We start from the raw sequence: 3,000 nt of genomic DNA on the forward strand, positions 1-3,000 counted from the left end.
TCGTACTGACAGGCTTAGGCGTACCGTCTCATTCTACAGAAGCTCAGCTGTAAGGTTATAAAAGCAAGGGAGGTTCGCCTCCCTTAATTTAACTTTTTGATGAGACCTCTTTTGTAGAAGGATTGATTACCGCACGTGAGATCACATGAGGTGTCATTAATTAAGCGGTCTTAACTAACTCACATGCCTCAGCAATAACTTTGTAGAGAATTTGCGCCATTTCACGGATCTCCTTTCTTCCCGCGATCAAGGGTGGCGATAATTGAATAACAGACTCTCCTCTATCGTCTGTCCGGCACATAAGCCCCTCTTCAAACAGTCGGGGAGACAGGAATTTGAACAACACCTTTTCAGACTCTTCGGCAGAGAAATGCTCTTTGGTTACCTTATTTTTAACCAGCTCAATACCATAGAAGTAACCCGCGCCTCTGACATCACCAACGATGGGTAACTCAAGCAACTTATCAAGCTCGCTTTTAAAGAACGCTTCGTTTTCACGAACATTCTCCAGAAGGTTTTCCTTTTCAAAAGCATCAAGAGAAGCCAGTGCTGCGGCACAAGCCACCGGATGACCACCAAAGGTAGAACCGTGAAGAAATAACTTCTTTTCATCCGCCAGAAAAGGTTCCATCAGAAAATCGCGGCAGATCATCGCCCCCATCGGAACAAAACCGCTGGTCAGCCCTTTCGCACAGGTAATGATATCCGGGATATAATCAAACCGTTCACAGCCAAACATGTAGCCAAGACGACCAAAAGCACAGATAACCTCATCAGAGACGAGCAAAACACCGTACTTATCACACACTTTTCTTACTTCCCGGAAGTAGCCCTCGGGAGGCACGATACAACCCCCCACATTTTGTATGGGTTCCAGAAATACAGCAGCGACAGTGTCTGGCCCCTCTATTTCGATAGCACGCTCAATAGCTAATGCACACTGTTTCGCATAAGAAAGGCCTTCGCCATTTAAATCAGAGGTATTGCTGCGATATAAATCAGTATTCTCTATATGTATTGCACCGGGGACCAAAGGCTCAAACATGTTCTTAATACCGGTTGCACCAGTAATCGACAACGCCCCCAGACTGGTACCATGATATGCAAGGTTTCGGGAGATCACTTTATAGCGCTGCGGCTGCCCTATTTCAGCAAAATACTGACGCGCTAGCTTCCAGGCCGCTTCAACTGACTCACCGCCACCGTTGGTAAAGAAAACACGATTCAGATCTCCCGGTGTCATCTCAGCAATGCGTGTCGCAAGCTTTATGGCAGAGGGATGGGCGTAACACCAGATTGGAAAAAACCCCAGCGTTTCCGTCTGCTTAGCGACAGCCTTAGCAATGTCTGTGCGCCCATGACCCAATTGCGATGTGAATAATCCCGCTAAACCATCAATATATTTTTTCCCATGGGTATCATAAACATAACAGCCTTCTCCATGGGTAATGATTGGAATATCATTATCTTTGTAAAACCCCATACGGGTGAAATGCATCCAAAGATGATCTTTCGCTTTCTGTTGTAACCACTCTTCATTCATAACGTCACCTTAAAAATCACCGCGTATAATTTTTTGCGATGTGATTTGACTTTCAGTGTAGCGATAGAGAAACGAGCTCCATATACCCCACCTTGGTTACATAAAAAAGGGGCGTATTAGTGGTGGCTGCAGCGGCCTCACCACGGATTAACAGAAACGGACGTCCCAATATTTGACTTACTGATATAGAAAAAATCTGGCGCGATTGGCATAGAATGCGGAATTTGACTTTATTTAGTGCGTCACGTAGCTTGGATTTTCGTACCTCCAGCTATATTCAGGCCTATACCCAGTGGCCGGTTGTCGACTTAATCTGCACGGAAAATATCAATGAGTTCTTTTTCTCTTTCATCAATGAGCGGTTTTGAGCACTGGAATACTCAGTTAGCAGAATTGGTAAAAACCTTGGGAGAAGATACCTTCTTCCCTTGTTTGATAAACATTCTGCGAGACACCGTGAAAATTGATTACCCACAAGTGTGGATTTATCGCAGAAACAGAGCGCCCAAAGCACTTTATTTTGAAATCAGTCATGAAGAACGCTCAGCACAAATAGACTCTTATATCGATGGTTCCTATCAACTTGATCCGTTTTATCTTGCGGCACTGATCAATAAAGAATCTCCGGGTCTGTACCGGATAACAGAACTAAGCGCCAAAGGTTTTCAGCAAAGCGAGTATTACCGGAGCTATTATGCTAAATGCGATACTGAAGATGAAATTGTTTACATAATAGAGGTCAGTCAGGACGTCTGTTTACAGATCTCGCTGATGCGAAATAAAAGTTCTTCTAAGTTCAGTGATGAAGAATTAAAGTTTCTTCGCAGTATCGAAACGATCATCAGAGAGCTTAGCTTACATCAGTGGGAGTTCTTAAAAATCGCTCGCCCGGAAGAACAAGACCTGAAGGTAATACCCGGATTTGAAAAAAGCGTCAACCTGGCATTCGACCTCTTTGGACGATCCATGTTAACCGGCAGAGAAAAAGATGTGTTAGGCCTGACACTTCAGGGCTATAGCACCCAAACCTCCGCTGAAAAACTGAATATCTCGATTGAAACACTGCGCCGCCATCGAAAAAATATTTATGCGAAGCTAGACATCAACTCCCAGGCCGAGCTTTTCTCACTGTTTTTAAGTTCGTTAGGCTCCCTGGAGCAGGAACCCAATAAAGATCCTCTTGAAATCTATATGAGAAAGCCTCAAAAAACGGCCTGAAATTATTCCAGCGCGATAGTGGGTGATTATTTTACCGCCTAAGTTGATGTCCGGTATTAGCTGATGTGCTGTATGCATAAGTGGAGTCGATTGATAGACAGGTACGCTTTATTTCCCGGGTTTAACTCTTTTTATTCATATAACTAAAATTTACTAAAAAAGCTTTCTTATTTCAGTTTCGTTTCAGTTCCGGGCGTTAAAGTAACCCCATCAAACAGCGACACTCGCTGACGAACATA

General features: G+C 43.9%; 2 protein-coding genes. One reads left to right on the plus strand and one right to left on the minus strand.

What is annotated here, in order from left to right; all coding sequences use genetic code 11:
* Positions 1-160 precede the first annotated feature (160 nt).
* On the minus strand, positions 161-1,543 hold the full coding sequence (locus Nant_RS00045) for an aspartate aminotransferase family protein (RefSeq protein WP_054339600.1): 1,383 nt from the start codon (positions 1,541-1,543) through the stop codon (positions 161-163).
* 330 nt (positions 1,544-1,873) lie between these two features.
* Here Nant_RS00045 and Nant_RS00050 point away from each other — a divergent pair, with 330 nt between their 5' ends.
* On the plus strand, positions 1,874-2,761 hold the full coding sequence (locus tag Nant_RS00050) for a helix-turn-helix transcriptional regulator (protein ID WP_054339601.1): 888 nt from the start codon (positions 1,874-1,876) through the stop codon (positions 2,759-2,761).
* The last annotated feature ends 239 nt before the right edge of the window (positions 2,762-3,000 follow it).

Source organism: Neptunomonas antarctica (genome assembly GCF_001305295.1).
Taxonomy (GTDB): Bacteria; Pseudomonadota; Gammaproteobacteria; order Pseudomonadales; family Balneatricaceae; genus Neptunomonas; species Neptunomonas antarctica.